This window comes from Cellulomonas endometrii (genome assembly GCF_949769265.1).
Taxonomy (GTDB): Bacteria; Actinomycetota; Actinomycetes; order Actinomycetales; family Cellulomonadaceae; genus Cellulomonas; species Cellulomonas endometrii.
In genome coordinates, this window is the sequence record NZ_CATKPC010000001.1 from 425,848 (window position 1) to 443,479 (window position 17,632).

The following is a 17,632-nucleotide window of genomic DNA, read 5'->3' on the forward strand; positions in this document are numbered from 1 at the left end:
CCCTATGCGGCGGCGCCGGGGCGGGTGGCCCACCGGGGTGCGGCACCGTCAGTCGTCGCTGCCGTGGCCGCCGCGACCACCGTGGTCGTCGCCGCCGCGGTCGTCCGAGCCGGACCCGTCGTCCGAGCCGGACCCGTCGTCCACCCGTCGGTCGTCGCCCGGCTCGGTCCGGAGGTCCCGGTCGAGCAGGCCGCCGTGGTCGTCGACCGGCGCGCCGGGGACGGGCGACGGGCTCGGGACGGCCGACGGGCTGAGGTCCGAGGACGGCGTGGCGCCGGGGACGGCGGCCGGGGCCGTGCCGTTGACGTCCCGGTCGTCCCCGGGCTCGGTGCGCAGGTCCCGGTCGACGCGGCCGCCCTGGTCGTCGACGACCGCGGGCGCCTGGCTGGGGACCGTGACCGGCACGGCGCGGCTGAGGCTGGGGTTGGCGGTCAGGCCGATGATGGCGGGCGCGATGGCGACGGCGGCGGCGGCGGTGAACACGACGGTGCGCTTCATGAGGACTCCTCGGCGGGACGTGCGGATGACGACGAGTCCTTTCTCCCGCGCGCCGGGTACCGCGCACCATCGGACCTTGGTACTAGTACCTCGGCGGCGCGTCGACGGGAGCGCGCGCCGGACGACCCGCACAGCCGAACCGGAACCGCCCGGCCGCCGGCGTTTTCACCCGGGCGGAACTCACCCGCCCGGGTGACGGGGAAACCGCCCTTGTCCCCCGGACGGCTCAGCGCCTATGGTCCTCGTGTCCAAGATGTCTGAAATGTCCGTTTAGCGGATCCGGCAGCGGGTCCTGGTCGACGCACCGCCCCCGGGGGCGGTGCGTGCCGGCCGGGCCGGTCCGGCCCCGCACGCCGGGCGCGACCGGAGGACCAGACGACGATGTCCCGCTCCTCGACGCGCGACGCGGCCGCTCCCGGCCGGGCCCCGCCCCGCGCCCGGCGCCCGCGGACGCACCCCGCCGCGGACGCGCGTCGCCCGGTCCCTCCCCGAGCCCCGTGCTCCCCGGCGCGCCCGCCGCGCCCCTGCTGCAGCCGACCACCCACGGACGGTGACGCATGAACGCACGCCCGGCCTGGCCGCGTGTCCTGCTCGGCGGGACGCCGGTCGACCTCTTCGAGACCCCCGACGCCGTGGCCACCATCGTCGCCCACGCCACGGCCGGCTCGCCGTGGCCCCTCGGGGTCATGAGCGCGAACCTCGACCACATCCACCACTTCGGCTACCACGGACCCTCCTCCCTGGTGCCGTTCGTCTGGGCGCACCCGGGCGCGGGCGAGCCGTTCCCCGGCACGTTCCCCGAGGCGCTGCACGCCCGAGAGCGGCAGTCCGGGCCCCCCGTCCGCTGGCTGAACCTGCTCGACGGCGCGCCGCTCGTGCGGCACGCCGCCCACCTGACGGGCAGGACCTGGCCCCGGCTGGCCGGCAGCGACCTCATCTCCCCGGTCCTGGACGAGGCCGAGTCCCGGGGCCTGACCGTCGGGTTCCTCGGCGGCCGGCCCGAGGTGCTCGACGCGCTGTCCCGCACGCTCGCCTCCGAGCGCCCGGGCCTCGCCGTGCGCGGCCTGTGGTCCCCCGACCGCGGCGACCTCGACGACGCCGAGCGCTGCAGGGTCTGGGCGGAGAAGGTCCGCGCCGCCCAGGTGGACGTCCTGGTCGTCGGGCTGGGCAAGCCGCGCCAGGAACGGTGGATCGTCCGCTACGGTCCCCTGACCGGCTCGTCCGTCCTGCTGGCGTTCGGGGCGGTCGTCGACTTCCTCGCCGGTGCGGTGCAGCGGGCCCCGGAGGTGGTGCGCGACCACGGGATGGAGTGGGCGTGGCGGCTGGCCCTCGAACCCCGGCGCCTCGCGCGGCGGTACCTGCTCGACGGCCCACCCGCGTACGACGTGCTCGCGCGGCGCAGCTTCGTCCTCACGCCGTGCGCCGTCGCCCGGGCGCCCGCCCTCCCGGCCCTCGCCCTGCCGGCCGGGCTGTCGTGACCACGCAGGCGGAGCGCGGCGCCGCGCCCGCGCCGTCCTTCGCGGGTGCCGCCCCGGCGACGCTCGGCGTGGTCGTCGTCACCTTCGACAACGAGGCGCACCTCGGCCGGCTCCTGCGCAGCCTCCGGCGGGAGGCGGCGGGCACCGCGATGCGGGTCGTGGTGGTCGACAACGGGTCTGCCGACGGCACGCTGGACGTCGCCCGCGCGCACCAGGACGTCCTCACCGTGTCCGGCCACGGGAACCTCGGGTACGCCGGCGGCATCAACGTGGGGACCGAGCGGCTCGGCGACGTCGACGCGGTCCTCGTGCTGAACGCCGACCTCGTCGTCGAACCGGGCTCCGTCGCGGCCCTGCTCCGTCGCCTGGACCGCGCGGAGGCGGGCGTGGTGCTGCCGATGCTGCTGGACGAGGAGGGCGTCGCGCAGCCCTCCCTGCGCCGTGAGCCCTCCGTCACCCGGGCGCTCGGGGACGCGGTGCTCGGGCGGTTCCTCGGGGACCGCCCCGCGTGGCTGTCCGAGACGGTCCGCGACCCGACCGCCTACGCGTGGCCGCACCCCGTCGACTGGGGAACGGGCGCCGCCGTGCTCGTCCGGGCCGAGGCGGTGCGGGCGATCGGCGCGTGGGACGAGCGGTTCTTCCTGTACTCGGAGGAGACCGACTACTGCCGCCGGGCACGGGAGGCGGGCTGGGAGGTGTGGTTCGAGCCGGCCGCGCGCGTCCGGCACGCGCAGGGCGGCTCCGGGCGATCCCCCGACCTCACCGCGCTGCTGCAGGTCAACCGCGTGCGGTACGCGCGCAAGCACCGGTCCGCGGGCGCCGCCGGTGCGACGCTCGCCGTGACGACGCTCGGGTCGCTGGCCCGCGCGTGGGACCCCGGCCACCGGACCGCCGTCGCCGCGCTGCTCGTGCCGGCCCGGCGCCGGGCGCTGCCCCGCGGCGGTCCGGTGCCGGTTTGCCCACCAGCGACCAGCCCACCAGCGACCAGCCCGGCGGCGACCAGCCCGGCAGCGACCAGCCCGGCGCCGTCGCACCCGCAGGCGACCCCGCCCGCCGACCTGAGCACCCGCGTCCACGGCGCGGTGATCGTCCCCGCGCACGACGAGGCCGCCGTCATCGCCCGGACCCTCGCGCCGATCGCCCCGTGGGCCCGGCAGGCGGGGGTGGACCTGCTGGTGGTCTGCAACGGCTGCTCGGACGGCACGGCGGACGTGGCGCGCCGCTTCCCGGGGGTGCGGGTGCTGGAGCTGCCGGAGAGCTCCAAGACCCGCGCGCTGAACGCCGGCGACGCCGCGGCCGGCGCGTTCCCGCGGGTGTACCTCGACGCCGACGTCCGGGCCGAGCCCGCCGCGCTCGCCGCGACGCTGCGGGCGCTCGCCGACGGGCCCTGGCTCGCCGCGCGCCCGCCCGCCGAGGTGGACGTCGCCGGCGCGACCGCCCCCGTGCGCGCGTTCGCCCGGGCGCGGCGCCGCCTGCCCGGCACGCGGACCGCCCTGTGGGGCGCCGGGGTCTACGGGCTGTCGGCCGCCGGGCACGCGCGGCTCGGCGCGTTCCCCGACGTGGTGGCCGACGACCTGTGGGTGGACGGCCTGTTCTCCCCGGACGAGAAGGCGGTCGTCGACGCCCCGCCGGTGCGGGTGGCCGGCCCGCGCACCGTGCCGAGCCTGCTCGCGGTGCTGCGGCGCACCTACCGCGGCAACGCCGGTGTCCGGGCACGTGCGGGCTCGCGGGGCGGAGCGGGCACGACCGGCACCCTGCGGGCGCTCGTGCGGACGGTGCGCACCCCGGCCGGCGCGGTGGACGCCGCGGTGTACGCCGCCCTGGTCACGCTCGGCCGCGTCCGGCGGCGGGGCGGGACCGGCCGCTGGGAGCGCGACGAGAGCACGCGGCGATGACCCGCGGCCCGGCCCCGGTGCGGGCGGAGCCGCGCGCGCCCGCGGCGGACGTGCGCGCGCCGAGCCGACCCGCGCGCGGCGTGGTGCTCGGCTACCTGGTCCCGGAGTTCCCGGGGCAGACGCACGCCTTCTTCTGGCGGGAGGTCGCGGCGCTGCGCCGCGACGGTGCGGAGCCGGTGCTGGTCTCCACCCGCCGCCCGCGGGGCGCGGCGGCGGCGCACGCCTGGGCGCCGTCGGCGGCCGCCCGGACGCGGTACCTCACGGACTGGTCCCCGCGCGGTGCCGCGGCCGCCGTGGCGGTGCTGGCCGGGTCGCTGCGCGGCCCACGGCGGCGGGACGTCGCGCGCGAGGCACGCGCGGCCGCGGCGGACGGCGGGGTCGCGCGCACCGCGGCGCTGCTGCTGGCAGCCGCGCACCTGGCCGCCGTCGCGCGGCGGGAGCGCTGGCAGCACCTGCACGTGCACTCGTGCGGGCGCGCCGCCCAGGTCGCCGCGCTCGCGCACGCCCTCACGGGGCTGCGCTACAGCGTGTCGCTGCACGGCCCGCTCGCCGACTACGGCGGGAACCAGCGCGGCAAGTGGCGCGGCGCCGCCTTCGGGCTGGTCATCACCGAGGGCCTGCGCCGGGAGGTCGCGGTCGCGCTCGCGGGCGACCTCCCGCCGGTCGTGGCGGTCGCGCCGATGGGCGTCGATCCCGTCCGGTTCGCGCGGGCCGCGCCGTACGCCCCGTGGGCTCCGCCCGGCCGCCTCCGGGTGGTCAGCTGCGGCCGGCTCAACCCCAGCAAGGGGCACCACGACCTCGTCCGCGCCGTGCGCCTCCTGACCGACGCGGGTCGGGACGTCGAGCTGGTGGTCGCCGGCGAGGACGAGCAGGGCGGGGCGGGCTACCGGCGGGACCTCGAGGCGCTGATCGACCGGTCGGGCCTGGGTGGCCGGGTCCGGCTGCTCGGCAGCGTCGGCGAGGACGAGGTCCGGGCCCAGCTGGAGCGCGCGCACGTGTTCGCGCTGGCGAGCCACGCCGAGCCGCTGGGCGTGGCCATCATGGAGGCGATGGCGCTCGAGCTGCCCGTGGTGGTGGGCGCGGGCGGCGGGGTCGGCGCGCTGGTCGAGGACGGCGTGACCGGCCTGCTCGTGCCGCCGCGCGACCCGTCCGGCATCGCCGCCGCCCTGGCGCGGGCCGCCGACGACCCGGTGCTGGCCGTCGCGCTCGGTGCGCGCGCCCGCCGCCACGTGGTCGCCACCTTCTCCAGCGAGCGCGGTGCGCGCACGCTGCTGGACCTCGTCGAGCGGTCCACGACCGAGGGGAGCCGGACGTGAGCACACGCAGGACGAGAGCCCGCTGGACCGTGGCAGCCGGGGCGGTGTGCCTGGCGGCGTGCGCGCCGTTCCCGAGCGAGCCGCCGCCCGACGACCTGCCCACGTGGCGCGCCGTCGACGGCGGCGCCGGCTACTACGCCCAGTTCGCCCCCTCGCTGCCCTCCTCCCCGGAGTACTTCCCGGTGGGCGTCTGGCTGGAGAGCCTCACCGACCCCGGCAACGTCCAGCTCGACCAGCAGGCGGGACTCACCACGTACGTCGAGCTGACCGAGGACTCCGACCTGTCGCTGCTCGACGGCACCGCGGCGGTCGCGATGGTGGGCCGGGACGACCCCCTGGCCGACGGCTTCGTGCTCGCCGACGAGCCCGACATGTGGGCGGGTGCCGGGGACGCCGGGTGGACCGGGCTGTGGCCCGGGCAGGGCGAGGTCTGCGCACCCGTGGGCGAGGAGACCGCGTGCGGGTACACCGTCCAGGACACGATCCGCTCCCGGCTGCCCGGCAACGGCCTCACCTACGCGAACTACGGCAAGGGCGTCGCGTTCTGGCTGCCGGACGCCGAGGCCGCCCGGTTCGTCAACGAGTTCCAGGACGTCGTCTCGGTGGACACGTACTGGTTCACCGACCCGAACATCTGCGGGGCGGGCGAGGGCGGCGCGCTGCTCGCCGGCGGGCGGGCGCTGTCCCCGGAGGAGTGCCGGCGGGCCGCCAACTACGGGGCGACCGTCGACCGGGTCCGCGAGCTCGTCGAGCCGGCCGGCAGCATGCCGGTGTGGGCGTTCGTCGAGCTCGGGCACCCGTTCTCGGAGGACGACGCCCCCACCATCACCGGCCCCCAGGTGCGCGCGGCCGTCTGGAGCAGCGTGATCCACGGCGCCCGCGGCATCGTCTACTTCAACCACAGCTTCGGCGGCGACTGCGAGTCGTTCCACCTGCTGCGCGAGGCCTGCGGGGACGCGGTGCGCCCGTGGGTCGCCGAGGTGAACCGCCAGCTCGTGGAGCTCGCCCCCGCGCTGAACGCGCCGTTCCTGGACGGGGCGGTCACCGTCGACGGGCCGGTCGACACCGCGGTGAAGGTGCACGACGGGCAGCAGCACCTGCTGGCCGCCGCGACGCGGGACGGCGCCGGGGACGTGACGTTCCACCTGCGGTGCGCGACCGACGGGACGGTCACGGTGCTCGGCGAGGACCGCGAGCTCGCGATCGTCGACGGCGCGTTCACCGACACGTTCGCCGACGGGCTCGCCGTGCACCTGTACCGCTACGCGCACGCGCCGGGCGCGGCAGCCGGGTGCGTCGCCCCGTGACGACCACGGTCCCCGCCGTATCCCCGGCCGCGGCCCCGGCCGCGGGCCCCGCGACCGGCCCAGCGGGCACCGTCCCCCTGCTGCTGCGCGCCGCGCTGCTCAGCATCGGCGTCGTCCCCGCCAGCATGGTCGTCGAGCCCATCGGGGCGGCCGGCACCGTGCCGATGCTGCTCGCGCTGCTGCTCGGCGCGTTCTGGGTCACGTCGTGGGCGTGGGGCCTGCACGACCCGGTCCCGGCCCGGCACCCGGGGCGGATCGCGGTGGGCGCGCTGCTGCTCGCCTCGGTCGCCTCCGCCGCCGCCCTCTACGTCGGGACGACGGGCGGCAGCACCGACGTCACCCGCGCCGCCGGCGAGCGGTGGCTGCTCCTGGTGCTCGCCAGCGCGGCGCTCATCACGGTCTGCGGCGAGTGCGTGCGCAGCCTCCCCGACCTCGCGCAGTGCGTGCGCGCGCTGCTGACCGGGGCGTTCGTGTGCTGCCTGGTCGCGCTGGTGCAGTTCCTGCTCGCCGTCGACCCGGTGGACTGGGCGCCGTACCTGATGCCGGGGTTCACGGACAACGGCGGCAGCACGCCGTTCCAGCCGCGCGGGTCGCTGGTGCGTGTGGCCGGGATCGCGTTCTCCCCCATCGAGCTCGGGGTCGTCGCGGCGATGCTGCTGCCGCTGTCGCTGTGGCGGCTCGTCTTCGACCGGGTCGGGCGCCCCTGGGTGCGGTGGACGCAGACCGTCGCCCTGGTCCTGGCCGTGGCCGTCAGCATCTCGCGGTCGGGGATCCTCGGGCTGGCGGTGGCGCTCGCGGTCGCCGTGCCGTTCCTGCCGCGGACGGCCCGGCGCTGGGTCCTCGTCACCGCCCCGGTCGCGGTCGCCGGCCTGTTCCTCGCCGTGCCGGGGCTGCTCAGCACCCTGGGCGGGGCGCTCGGGGCCGACAGCTCCGACCCGTCCATCGCGACCCGCCTCGACAACTACCCCCGGGTCGTGGCGATGTTCGACGCGCACCCGTGGCTCGGCCTCGGGCCCGGCAACTACATGCCCGAGGACGCCCTGCACATCCTCGACAACCAGTACCTGAACTCGCTGGTGACGATGGGCGCGGTGGGGGTCGTCGCGACCGTCGTCTACCTGGTGCTGCCCGGTGTGGCCGGCCTGCACGCCGCGCGGACCGCCCGGTCGGCGAGCCTGCGGTGCCTGGCCGGCGCGCTGGCGGCGGGCACCCTCGCCGGCGCGGTGTGCTCGCTGACGTTCGACTCCCTGTCCTTCCCCGTCTTCGCCCTCACGTTCCCCGCTCTGGTGGGCCTGTCGGGGGCAGCATGGATGCTGGTGCGCCGCGAGGAGGAACGATGGACCCGACCGACGTCCTGAGGGTGCTGTGGCAGCAGCGCCGCTACGTCCTGCCCGCGGTGCTCGTGGCGCTCGCGGCCGTCGCGTACGTCTACCAGCTGGCGCCCCGCACCTACGAGTCGACCGCGACGTACGCGCTGGTCAACCCCGCGGTGCCCACCGAGGAGGAGCTCGAGGCGGACCCGGAGCTGGCGGCCGTGGACAACGACAACCCGTACCTGCGGTCGGCCGACACGAACCTCGTCACCGACGCGCTGATCGCGCGGCTGACCGCGGAGTCGACGGTCGCGGCGCTGGAGGCCGCGGGCGTCGGCACGGACTACGGGGTGGGCCCGGGGGTCGGCGGCAACGGCTTCGTCGTGGACATCACCGGCGTCGGGTCCACGCCCGAGGAGTCGGTGGCCACGACGACCGCGATCGGGGCGGTCCTGGCCACGGAGCTGCGGGCCCTGCAGCAGGTGAACGGCGCCGACGACCGCTACCTGTTCACGGCGATCCCGCTCGCCACGCCCGACGGGGCGACCGAGCAGTTCTCCAGCCGGCTGCGGGCGGTGATCGTCGTGCTGCTGGGCGGCGGCGTGCTGGTGTTCGCAGCGGCGGTCGGGGCGGCCCCGCCGCCCGCCCGGGGCCGGCCCCCGGGCCGCGGCCCCGCGGGGCGAGCCCGCCGGCCCCGCCGCGCCGGCCCCGCCCCCGTCCCCCGAGGTGGAGCTGCCCGGCGTCATCGGCTCGGCGTCGGCGGACAGGGGCTCGCGCCGCCAGGGGCTGCCCACCGCGTGGCGGCGCGGCTGATCCGCGCGGTCAGGCCCCCGCCGCGAGCTCGGCGACCATCCGCCGGCGCAGCGCGGGCGAGGTCCCCGACTTCGCCGAGACCATGACGGCCACGTCGTGCTCCCGCACCCCCGCGAGGAACGCGGCGAGCCCGTCCCGGTCCAGCGCGCGCTCGTCCGAGTGGCTCGGGCAGCGCATGTCGGCCGTGCGGGGCACGTCCCGGTCCCGCGCCTCGACCGCGTCGACGAACACGCCGTACAGCACCATCTCCGACACGTGCAGCTCCCGGCCGACCGCGGTCGCCCACGGCAGGCCGGTCGCCTGCTCCACGCGGGACAGCATCCGGCGGACGACAGCGGGCTCCCACGCGCAGGGCCAGCAGATGTAGTCGGGCCGCACCGGCGCGGCGGACGGCGCCAGGCCCAGCAGCCGCCGGGCCGTGTCGTCCCACAGCATGTGCCGCGGCATCCGTGCGGACACCGCACCGGCGCGGCGGTACAGCGGCACCACCCCGTCCGGCGCGAAGGTCGCCGCCCCGAACGGCCGGACGAACGCGAGGTCGGAGTCGGCCAGCAGCACCAGGTCCTCGCCCGCCCCGGCCACGGCGGCGAGCTTCACGATCTGCTGCGCGACCCACCCGCGCACCGGGGGCAGCGGCCGGCGCGGGTTCACCCACAGGTTCAGCCGCGGCACCTTGCGCAGCTCCCGCGGCACGACGTCGCGCACGTCCAGCACCGCGGTCCGGCCGCTCGCGAGCGGGCCGAACAGCCCCCGGTCGGCGGACGGGACCACGATCGCGTGCCGGACGTCGGGCGGCGCGAACCGCAGCACCGAGCGGTTGAGGTCGACGCACAGCTCGTGGTCCGGGCGGTAGCTGGGGGTGAGCACCAGCATGGACAGCGCGCTCACCGCGCCACCGCCGCCCGGACGCCGGCGGGGCCCCGCACGTGCTGCTCGACCAGCTGCACCAGGCGGGCCTGCGAACCGGCCCACGACCGGCCGGCGACGCTCGCGGACACCTCGGCCGCGCGCCCCACGGGGTCGGGGTGCCGGACGGCCGCCGACAGCGCCTCGGCGACGGCCGCGGGGGTCGGGGCCGCCCACAGCACGTGCGGGTTCGGCAGGTCCGCGCGGGCGTCGGGCGCGTCGTTGACCACCGGGACGGTGCCGGCGGCGAGCATCTCCTCCGCGACCAGCGAGATGTTCGTGAAGGACATCGCCAGCCCGGCGAGCGTCGTGCCGTACAGGGCGTTCAGCTCGGCCGGCGCGAGGCCGCCGTGGCGGGTCACCGGCACGGACAGGTCCCGCACGGGGTCGCCGTAGACGTGGATCTCCTGCTCCGGGTGCCGGGCGTGGAACCGCTCGAGCGCCAGCCGGGCGAGGTCGTACCCCCGCCGCGCGACGTCGGGCTTCGCGTACAGCACGACGCCGTGCCGCTCCGTCGCCCCCGAGGCGCGGTAGACGTCCGTGTCGCACCCGAACGGGACGACGTCCACGTCCGCGCCGAGCGCGCGCAGGTGCCCGGAGACCATCTCCCCGAGCGCGAGCACGCGGAAGCCCAGCCGGTAGGACTCCTCGGCCAGGGCGTGCTGGGTGCCCCGCGGGTAGAACCACGGCTCGTAGTCCTGCACGAAGTACAGCCGCCGCATGGGGTCGGTGCCGCGCCGCGCGAGCACGTGCGCCGACTGCCAGGACGTCGCCACGCACGCGTCGACCCCGTGGACGCCGTCGGCGACGTCGCGCACCTCCGCGCGGACCGACGGCCAGCCCTGCCGGATCACGGCGGCGCGCTCGCGCACGTCCCCGCCGTGCCGGTCGTACAGGTAGAGCACGCACCGGTGACCCGCGTCCTCCAGGGCGGTGACCATCCGGAACATGGTGGTGTGGCCGCCGGACCGCGCCCCGGGCGGCACCGTCAGCCAGCCGATCGTCAGCGGGCGCCCGGCCGCCGGCGGGACTTCGGGCTCCGCCCGCGCGGCGCCGGCGGCGTCGGCGACGTCCCGGGCGAGCAGCGGGAAGTCGAGGGACGCCGCGCCCGTGCGCTGGTACAGCCGCGCCGCGACGCGCTGCGCCGTCTCGTGCGGGCCCATGGCGCGCACCCGGCGCGCGGTGGTGACGAGCCGGTGCGGTGGCGACCAGGCGCTCATGCGGGGATGCCCTCCCGTCCGCGGGTGTAGGTGCCGGTGCGCTCCCACCGCCGGACCCGCCGCACGTCGTCCGCGCGCACGAGGGCCGCCCGCGCGAGGCCCGTGAGCCGCTGCACCGGCCCGGAGGTCCCGTCCAGCGCCGCGTCGAGCCGCGCCCACGCCGCGGTGCTCCCCAGGCCCGGGTCGAGCTCCAGCGCCCGGGCCATGAGCGCGCGGACCCGCGCGGGGTCGCGCCGGCCGCGGTCGACCTCGTACCGGCACGCGCGCAGCACCTGCCGCACCAGGGCCCGGTGCGCGGCGGCGCGCATCTCCGCCATCCCGGGCACGTCCGCGGCGACGCCGCCGGCCAGCTCGGCGAACACCGCCACGCGCTCGCCGAAGTCGGTCGCGTCGTCCACCTCCCGCGCGGACAGGCTGGCGGGGTGGTCGCGGTGCCACGCCTGGTCCGCCCCGCCGACGTGCGCGACGTCCGCGAACGCGGCCAGCCGCAGCCACATCTCCATGTCGTGCGCGTGCGCGAGGGGGCGCTGCCCCCCGGCCCGCGCGACGACCGCGCTGCGCATGAGCACCTCCGGCGAGGTGATGACGTTGTAGCCGTCCACGCACCGGTCCCGCAGCCACTGCCGGCCCGGCCACACGGTCCACCGCGTCGCGCGCGTCCGCGCCGGCGGCGGCGAGGCGGTGAAGTGCAGCGGGTGCCCGTAGACCAGCCCGACGGACGGGAACGCCCGCGCCACCGCGACCGCGCGCGCGAGGGACCCCGGGGTCAGCAGGTCGTCGGCGTCCAGCCGCACCAGGAACTCCCCCGACGCCCGCGCCAGCCCGTCGTTGAAGGTCGCGACCGGGCCGCGGTTCGCGGGGTGCGCCAGGACGGTCACGCGCGGGTCCGCCGCGGCGAGCCGGTGCGCCACGCCGAGCGAGTCGTCCGTCGAGGCGTCGTCGACGACCACCACCTCGACCTGCACGCCGTCCTGGCGCAGCGCGCTGCCGACGGCCTGCGGCAGGAACCGCCCGTAGTTGTAGCAGGGCACGACCACCGTCACGGTCGTCCCCCGCGTCGCCGTCGGGCGCGGACGCACCCGGACCGTCCGCCGCACCCCGGCCCCGTCGGCCCCCGCGGTGGTCGTGGCACCGGCGCCCGCGGTGGTCACGGCACCGGCGCCGGGTCGGGTGCGCCCACGGCCCCGCGGGCGCGCCGTGACGCCCGGAGGTCACGGACCAGCGGCCGGCCGACGAGCGCCGCGTACACCAGCGCGCCCGCGAGCCCGCCGAGCAGCAGGCCGGGCACCAGGCCTTCCACCAGGCGGGACACCAGGAGCGCCGCCGCCACGGTCGGCGGCGCCGCGACCAGCGGCAGCCACGTCGCCGCGGCCAGGCCGCGCAGGTCGGCCCCGCTCCGCCGCACGGCGACGAGGTACAGCGGCAGCACCACGGCGAGCGCGACGGCCACGTGCGCCCACCCGACGCCGGCGGAGCCCCACCACCGGGCGCCGAGGACCAGCGCCGGCACCAGCACGACGAGCCACACCACCTGGATGCCGAGCACGGGCCGGGTCGACCCGCGGGCGATCAGGTACGTCGCCATGAGGTCGAACAGCACGCGCACCGCGCCGAACGCCGCCAGCGCCGTCAGGGCCGCCGCCGCGGGGAGCCACCGGTCGCCGTAGAGCAGCACCACCACCTGGCCGCTCAGCACCCCGAGCAGGCACGCCACGGGCACCGCTCCGGCCCACGTCAGCCGCACCGCCAGGGACAGCCCGCCGTCGGCCCCGGCGCCGGCGTCCGCGTGCGCGTCGCCGCCCGTGCCCGGACCGCCGCCCGGACCACCGCCCGCGCCCGTCTCCTGCCCACCGCCCCGGTCCAGCCGCGCGAACGCCGCCAGCGCGACCGGCCGCACCGCCTGCCCGATCACCGTCATCGGCCAGCTCGCCACGTTGAACGCGAGCACGTAGTACCCGAGCGCGACCTCGCCGGCGCCGCGGGCCAGGACGACCTTGTCGACCGCCAGCAGCGCGATCGAGACGAGGTTCGCGCCGGCCAGCGGCAGCCCGTACGCCACGGCGCCCCGGGCGAGCGCCGGGTCGAGACCGAACCGCGGCCGCGTGCGGGTCAGCACGAACTGCGCCGCCGTCGCGCACGGCTGCGCCACCAGCCGGGACACCGCCAGCGCCATCGGCCCCCACCCCGCCAGCACGAGCGCCAGGGTGACGACCGTGCCCACCACCAGGTCGACCAGGCCGGTCGCGAAGATCTCGCGCTGCTGGAAGTCCCGCTGCATCCGCGCGTACGGCACGACGCCCGCGGCCGACACCACCAGCGTCACGGCGAGCACCGCGATCACGGGCGCCGCCTGCTCGCTGCCCAGCGCCCGCGCGACCGGCTCGGCTCCGAGCGCCATCGCGCCCGCCATCAGGACCCCGGACGCGAGGCTGAGGGTCGCGACCGTCGGCTCCAGCCGGCGCGGGTCCGGCGAGCGCACCAGGTCGGCGCTGAGCCCCAGGTCGACCACCGTCACCAGCACGCCCTGGACCGCCAGCGCCAGCGCGAACACGCCGAAGTCCTCCGGGGCCAGCAGCCGCGCCAGCACGATGCCGACCAGCACGTTCCCGAACCGCAGCACGAGCCCGCCGGCGCTCCCCCACGCCAGCCCGCGGCCGACCTGCCGCCCCAGCCCCGGGGCGCCGGTCATGCCGGTCCCCCGCCGCGCGCCGCTGCGGCCCGCCCCGGCCGCGCCGCCGCGAGCCGCTGCCGGGCCAGCGCGAGCTTGAACTTGCTCACGTCCACCGCGCACCGCAGCAGCGCGTCGCGCCGCACCTCGGGGCTGGGCCGGCGGGCGACGGCGTCCGCGTACACCTCGTCCTGCCGGCGCGCGGCCGCCCGCAGGCTGTACGCGTCCAGCACGACCCGGCGGCCCAGGGCCCCCCGGTCCGCCCGGGCGCCCGCGTCGGCGAGCAGCAGCCGCAGCGCGTCCTCGAGCTCCCGCCCGTCGCCGGGGCCCTCGCACATCCAGCCGTCGTGCAGGAACCCGTCCAGGGTCGCGCGCTCCAGCGGCGCCCAGTGCCCCCGGTCGCCCTGGACCACCACCGGCTTGCCGAACGCCATGCCCTTGAGCACCGAGCTGCCCATGCCGAGGACCACGTCGGCGGCGTCGTAGGCGGGCCGCGGGTCCAGCAGCTGGCCGGCCACGACCACCACGGGCGCGCGGGCCGCGGCGTTCACGGCAGCGGCGCGGTCCTCGACCCGGCCGGCCGCCGGGCCCGTGCCGACCACGAGCAGCCGCACCGGCAGCTCCGCCGCGAGGCGTCCCACCACGTCCACGGCCTCCAGGACGCCGCCGACCTTGCCGAGGTCGGTCGACAGCCGGCCCACCACGGTCACCACCAGCTCGTCCGGCGCGATGCCGAACGCCGCCCGCGGGTCGGCGCCGCCGCTGCCGCCGCTTCCCGGCGCGTTGAGGTCCGTGTCGATCGGCGGCTCGATCAGGTGCACGCGGTTCCGCACCCCCCGCTGCTGCTCGTGCAGCCGCCGCGTGCCGACGACGAGCGGCTCGTGCCGCGGGATGTGGTCCGGGACGTCCATCGACAGCACGGTGGTGACCAGCGGCGTGCCCAGGCGGCGGTGCGGCCCGAACGCCAGGTCCAGCGACGGGCCCCACTCGTACCCGTGGACCAGGTCGACGCGGCGCTCCGCGACCAGGTGCTCGAGCGCCGCCATGTTCCGGCGCGACGGCCACCGCCCCTCCTGCGGGGCGCGGAAGTACTCCAGGCCGAGCTCGCCGACCAGCGCCACCAGGTCGCCGTCCGGCCCGAACAGCACCACGTCGTGCCCGTCCAGCGCCGCCTGGTGCGCGAGCTCCACGGCGTTGATCTGGCTGCCGCCGACCTCCATCACCCCGGGGTACACGAGGATCCTCATCGTCCCTCCCACCCGTTCACGCGACCGCGCGCCGCAGGGCGTCGACGACCCGGTGCTGCTGCTCCGGCGTGAGGTGCGGGTGCAGCGGCAGGGACAGGATCCGGCGGGCCGCCGCCTCGGCGACCGGGAACGCCCCCGGCCCGAGCCCGAGGTGCCGGTACGCGCCGGTCAGGTGCACCGGCGTCGGGTAGTGCACGCCCGCGCCGATCCCCGCCGCGTGCAGGGCGGTCAGCACCCGGTCGCGGTCGTCGACCTGCACCACGTACAGGTGCCAGACGTCCTCGTTGCCGTCGGCGCTGACCGGGGTCCGCACGCCCGGGACGTCCCGCAGCAGCTCCGTGTACGTCGCGGCCGCGGCCCGCCGGCGCGCGTTCCACCCCTCCAGCCGGCGGAGCTTGGCCTCCAGCACCACGGCCTGGACGGTGTCGAGCCGCGAGTTCATCCCGACGACCTCGTGGTCGTACTTGCGCGCGCTGCCGTGCGCGGCGAGCACCCGCACCGTCCGCGCGACGTCCGCGTCGTCGGTCGTGACCGCCCCGGCGTCCCCGGCGGCGCCGAGGTTCTTGCCCGGGTAGAAGCTGGTGGCCGCGGCGAGCCCGACGCTCCCCGCCGGCCGGCCGCGCCGCCGGGCGCCGTGGGACTGCGCCGCGTCCTCGACCAGCGGCACCCCGGCGTCGGCGGCGGTCTTCGCCAGCTCCTCCACCGGCGCCACCTGCCCGAACAGGTGCACCGGCACGACCGCCCCGGTCCGGGGCCCGACCGCCGCCCGGGCCGCGCCGGGGTCCATGAGCAGGTACCGCGGGTCGACATCGACCGGCACCGGCACCGCACCGATCCGGGAGACCGCCTCGGCCGTGGCGACGAAGGTGTTGGCGGGCAGCACCACCTCGTCGCCGGGTCCGACGCCGACCGCGCGCAGCGCCAGCTCCAGCGCGTCGGTGCCGTTCGCGACGCCCACGCAGTGCTGCGCCCCGGCCGCGGCGGCGTACGCCTGCTCGAACCGGGCGACCGCGGGCCCGCCGATGAACGCCGTCGTCGCGAACACCTCGTCGAGGCCCGCGCGGACCTCCGCGTCCACCTCCGCCTGCTGCGCGGCCAGGTCGACCAGCGGGATGCTCACACCGCCACCGGCCTCTCGTCGCGGCCGGCAGGCCGGTGCGCGGCGGCCGCGTCCGCGACGGGCCGGGCCGCGACGGCCCCGCCGAGCAGCGGGCGCGCGGGGACGCCCGCCCACGTCTCGCCGTCGGGCAGGTCGGTCAGCAGCGCCGCGCCCATCCCGAGCGTCGCCCCGGCCCCGACCCGCACGCGCTCCCGCACCGCCGCGTTCATGCCGAGGTACGCCCGCTCGCCGACCACCACGCCGCCGCCGAGCGACACCCCGGCGGCCAGGGTCGCGAAGTCCCCGACCCGGTCGTCGTGGGTCAGCGTCACGTGCGGCATCAGGACCACGTGCGCCCCGACCCGCACCGCGGCGGTCAGGACGACACCCGCGAGCAGCACCGACCCGGCGCCCACCGTGCACCCCGGGGGGACCTGGGCCGACGGGTGCACGACCGTCGCGTACCGGTCCGCGCCGACGCCGAGCGCGGCCAGGCGCCCGACCAGTTCGGCGCGCCCGGAGCCGCGCCCGACGCAGACCAGCACGTCGACGTCCGTGCGCCGCGCCAGCGCGTCCGGCGTGCCGAGCACGGGCACCCCGTCCACGTCCTCCCCGGCCCGCTCCGGGGCGTCGTCGACCACGCCCGCCACCTCCAGGGCGCCGTGCTGCCGGACCACCGCGAGCACCTCGCGCGCCAGGCCGCTCGCCCCGACGAGCACCAGCGGCCGGCCCGGGGCGCTCACCGGGCCGCCGATCGCAGGGCGTCGACCACGCGGGCCTGCTCGGACTCCGACATCCGGTGGAACAGCGGCAGGATCAGCGTGCGGTCCGTCAGGCGCTCGGTCACGGGGAGCGCGGCGGGGCCGTGGTCGCCGGACGCGTACGCGGGCTGGCGGTGCGCGGCCATGATGCCCCGGCGGGCGGAGATGTCCGCGGCGGCCAGGTGGGCGAGCAGCGCGTCGCGTCCCACCGGGAAGCCGGGCGCCACCTCGACCCAGTACGACTGGAAGTTCGACGTGCCCCAGGGCGGGTCCGCCACCGGCCGGAGCCCCGGCACCTCGGCGAGCTGCTTCGCGTACACCGCGCCGAGCGACCGGCGCCGGTCGACCGCCTCGGGCAGCCGGCCGAGCTGCACCAGCCCGACCGCCGCCTGCAGGTCCGTCATCCGGTAGTTGAAGCCGACCTCGGCGTACTCCTCGGGGGGGGCCAGCACGCTGGCGTGCCGGTCGGCGGCGGACACGCTCATCGCGTGCTCGCGCAGCCGGCGCGCGCGGGCCGCCCAGTCGGACCTCGACGTCGTGACCATCCCGCCCTCGCCGGTCGTGAGGATCTTGCGGGGGTGGAACGACCAGGTGGCGATCTCGGCGCGCTCCCCCACCGGCCGGCCCCGGTAGGTCGAGCCCGCGGCGCACGCGGCGTCCTCGACGACGACCACCCCGCGCGGGTCGGTCACCGCGCGGATCGCGTCCAGGTCCACCGGCACGCCGCCCTGGTCGACCGCGATCACCGCGCGCGTGCGGTCGGTGAGCACGGCCCCGACCGTGGCGGCCGTGAGGTTCCCGGTCGTCGCGTCCACGTCCGCGAACACCGGCCGCGCGCCCACGTAGACCACGGCGTTGGTCGTCGCGATGAACGAGAACGACGGCACCACCACGTCGTCGCCCGGCCCGACCCCCGCGACCACGAGCGCGAGGTGCAGCGCCGCCGTGCACGACGAGACGGCGACCGCGTGCTCGGCGCCCTGCGCGCGGGCGAACGCGTCCTCGAACGCCGCCACCCGCGGGCCCTGCGCGACCCACCCGGACTCCAGGACCTCCGTGACCGCGGCGACCTCCTCCGCGCCGAGCCACGGCTGCATGACGTGGAGGCGGC

At 77.9% G+C, this 17,632-nt stretch carries 15 protein-coding genes; 6 read left to right on the plus strand and 9 right to left on the minus strand.

The features are described from left to right. Positions 1 to 48 precede the first annotated feature (48 nt). On the minus strand, positions 49 to 498 hold the full coding sequence (locus tag QNH85_RS02080; RefSeq protein ID WP_282944236.1) for a hypothetical protein: 450 nt from the start codon (positions 496 to 498) through the stop codon (positions 49 to 51). Positions 499 to 1,055: 557 nt separating this feature from the next. Between QNH85_RS02080 and QNH85_RS02085 the strand changes: the two genes are divergently transcribed. From QNH85_RS02085 to QNH85_RS02110, 6 genes are read left to right on the plus strand one after another with little or no spacing between them, the layout of a single operon-like run. Continuing rightward, entirely contained in the window at positions 1,056 to 1,976 is a 921-nt protein-coding gene (locus QNH85_RS02085; protein WP_282944237.1) for a WecB/TagA/CpsF family glycosyltransferase, read from the plus strand. Then, on the plus strand, positions 1,973 to 3,871 hold the full coding sequence (locus tag QNH85_RS02090; protein WP_282944238.1) for a glycosyltransferase family 2 protein: 1,899 nt from the start codon (positions 1,973 to 1,975) through the stop codon (positions 3,869 to 3,871). Before QNH85_RS02085 ends, QNH85_RS02090 begins: the two co-directional genes overlap by 4 nt. Next, on the plus strand, positions 3,868 to 5,187 hold the full coding sequence (gene epsE, locus QNH85_RS02095; protein WP_282944239.1) for an exopolysaccharide biosynthesis GT4 family glycosyltransferase EpsE: 1,320 nt from the start codon (positions 3,868 to 3,870) through the stop codon (positions 5,185 to 5,187). The genes QNH85_RS02090 and epsE overlap by 4 nt, the downstream gene beginning before the upstream one ends. Then, entirely contained in the window at positions 5,184 to 6,494 is a 1,311-nt protein-coding gene (locus tag QNH85_RS02100) for a hypothetical protein (protein WP_282944240.1), read from the plus strand. Before epsE ends, QNH85_RS02100 begins: the two co-directional genes overlap by 4 nt. Further along, positions 6,491 to 7,852: an O-antigen ligase family protein gene (locus tag QNH85_RS02105; RefSeq protein WP_282944241.1), complete on the plus strand. Its 1,362-nt coding sequence runs from the start codon at positions 6,491 to 6,493 to the stop codon at positions 7,850 to 7,852. The genes QNH85_RS02100 and QNH85_RS02105 overlap by 4 nt, the downstream gene beginning before the upstream one ends. Next, positions 7,831 to 8,706, plus strand: a complete 876-nt coding sequence (locus QNH85_RS02110) for a chain-length determining protein (protein WP_282944242.1) — start codon at positions 7,831 to 7,833, stop codon at positions 8,704 to 8,706. The genes QNH85_RS02105 and QNH85_RS02110 overlap by 22 nt, the downstream gene beginning before the upstream one ends. Here QNH85_RS02110 and QNH85_RS02115 read toward each other — a convergent pair. From QNH85_RS02115 to QNH85_RS02150, 8 genes are read right to left on the minus strand one after another with little or no spacing between them, the layout of a single operon-like run. Further along, the gene (locus tag QNH85_RS02115) at positions 8,630 to 9,508 is read right to left on the minus strand and encodes a DUF6492 family protein (RefSeq protein WP_282944243.1); all 879 of its coding nucleotides are present in this window, start codon (positions 9,506 to 9,508) and stop codon (positions 8,630 to 8,632) included. The two genes, QNH85_RS02110 and QNH85_RS02115, sit on opposite strands and share 77 nt — an antisense overlap. After that, positions 9,505 to 10,746 carry a rhamnosyltransferase WsaF family glycosyltransferase gene (locus QNH85_RS02120; RefSeq protein WP_282944244.1) on the minus strand — a complete coding sequence of 414 codons (1,242 nt, stop codon included), beginning with the start codon at positions 10,744 to 10,746 and terminating at the stop codon, positions 9,505 to 9,507. Before QNH85_RS02120 ends, QNH85_RS02115 begins: the two co-directional genes overlap by 4 nt. Further along, positions 10,743 to 11,897: a glycosyltransferase family 2 protein gene (locus QNH85_RS02125; protein ID WP_282944245.1), complete on the minus strand. Its 1,155-nt coding sequence runs from the start codon at positions 11,895 to 11,897 to the stop codon at positions 10,743 to 10,745. The genes QNH85_RS02120 and QNH85_RS02125 overlap by 4 nt, the downstream gene beginning before the upstream one ends. Then, positions 11,894 to 13,435, minus strand: a complete 1,542-nt coding sequence (locus tag QNH85_RS02130) for an oligosaccharide flippase family protein (RefSeq protein ID WP_282944246.1) — start codon at positions 13,433 to 13,435, stop codon at positions 11,894 to 11,896. The genes QNH85_RS02125 and QNH85_RS02130 overlap by 4 nt, the downstream gene beginning before the upstream one ends. Continuing rightward, complete coding sequence (locus QNH85_RS02135; RefSeq protein ID WP_282944247.1) at positions 13,432 to 14,661, minus strand: glycosyltransferase family 4 protein; 1,230 nt, start codon at positions 14,659 to 14,661, stop codon at positions 13,432 to 13,434. The genes QNH85_RS02130 and QNH85_RS02135 overlap by 4 nt, the downstream gene beginning before the upstream one ends. A 16-nt stretch (positions 14,662 to 14,677) precedes the next feature. Continuing rightward, a complete protein-coding gene (locus QNH85_RS02140) occupies positions 14,678 to 15,781 on the minus strand; it encodes a DegT/DnrJ/EryC1/StrS family aminotransferase (RefSeq protein ID WP_346016284.1) in 1,104 nt (367 codons plus the stop codon). Next, complete coding sequence (locus QNH85_RS02145; RefSeq protein ID WP_282944248.1) at positions 15,778 to 16,503, minus strand: NeuD/PglB/VioB family sugar acetyltransferase; 726 nt, start codon at positions 16,501 to 16,503, stop codon at positions 15,778 to 15,780. The genes QNH85_RS02140 and QNH85_RS02145 overlap by 4 nt, the downstream gene beginning before the upstream one ends. Then, a complete protein-coding gene (locus QNH85_RS02150) occupies positions 16,500 to 17,618 on the minus strand; it encodes a DegT/DnrJ/EryC1/StrS family aminotransferase (RefSeq protein WP_282944350.1) in 1,119 nt (372 codons plus the stop codon). The genes QNH85_RS02145 and QNH85_RS02150 overlap by 4 nt, the downstream gene beginning before the upstream one ends. Positions 17,619 to 17,632: the final 14 nt, after the last annotated feature.